Source organism: bacterium (assembly GCA_024226335.1).
GTDB lineage: Bacteria > Myxococcota_A > UBA9160 > SZUA-336 > SZUA-336 > JAAELY01.
Map to the genome: position 1 here is coordinate 1 of JAAELY010000324.1, position 1,111 is coordinate 1,111.

General features: G+C 62.6%; 1 protein-coding gene. It reads left to right on the forward strand.

All coding sequences use genetic code 11. The annotated features are described in order from the left end of the window. On the forward strand, positions 1-1,111 hold a 1,111-nt coding region (locus GY725_16975), incomplete at both ends, for a PQQ-binding-like beta-propeller repeat protein (protein MCP4005885.1).

A 1,111-nucleotide genomic window follows, 5' to 3' on the forward strand; every position in this document is an offset into this window, starting at 1 on the left:
AATACAAGCGACGAGGGCTACGCACTGGCCACACCGAACATCTGGGCGCCGATGGCCGTCGATCTGGATCTCAATCTGGTGTTCGTGCCCACTGGTAATCCCGCACCGGACTATTTTCGCGGCGAGTCGAACCTGGACTATTACGGTAGTTCGGTGGTTGCGCTCGACCTGAACAGCGGCAAGCCGGCCTGGAGTTTTCAGACCGTGCACCGCGACCTATGGGATTTCGACTTGCCCGCGCAACCGACCCTGTTCAACCTGCGACGCAATGGTCGCGAGATTCCCGCGCTCGTTCAGGCTACGAAGATGGGACTTCTATTCATCCTGAACCGCGAGACCGGTGAATCACTGTTCCCGATCGAGGAACGGCCGGCACCCCAGATCGGGGTCCCGGATGAGCGTCTCTCACCGACCCAACCGTTTCCGATCAAACCACCACCGCTGGTTCCTCACTCACTGACGGCCGACGAAGCCTGGGGCCTCACGCCTTTCGATCGCGCTTCCTGCCGGACGAGTATCGAGCAGCTGCGCTTCGAAGGGATCTACACGCCGCCGACGATCGAAGGTACGCTCGTGGTTCCGGGCAATGCCGGCGGTTCGAACTGGGGAGGTGTTGCAGTCGACGAGGCGAACCAACGCCTGATCGCCAACACCCAGAACCTCCCCTGGATGGTCGCGCTGATCCCGCGTAGCGAGGCGGTCGACCTGAAGAAGGAGGGCCGCGACGAGTACGCCGAGTTCGCGCCAATGCGCGGCACACCCTATGTGTTGAAGCGCTCGTTGCTCATGTCCCCGCTCGGACTGCCCTGCAGTAAGCCGCCCTGGGGAGAACTGGCGGCCGTCGACCTGGTGAGCGGAGAGATTGAATGGCAGGTGCCACTCGGAACAGTGCGCGATCTGTCCCCCGTACCGCTTCCGTGGAAGCTCGGTGTACCAAACCTGGGTGGACCACTGGTGACCGGCGGCGGACTGATCTTCATCGGCGCGGCCCTGGAAAAGGCTTTCCGCGCCTTCGACGCGGAGACCGGTGAAGAGATCTGGAACACGCGCCTGCCCTTCGGTCCACAGGCCACACCCATGACGTATTCCGCAGGCGGACGTCAGTTCGTGG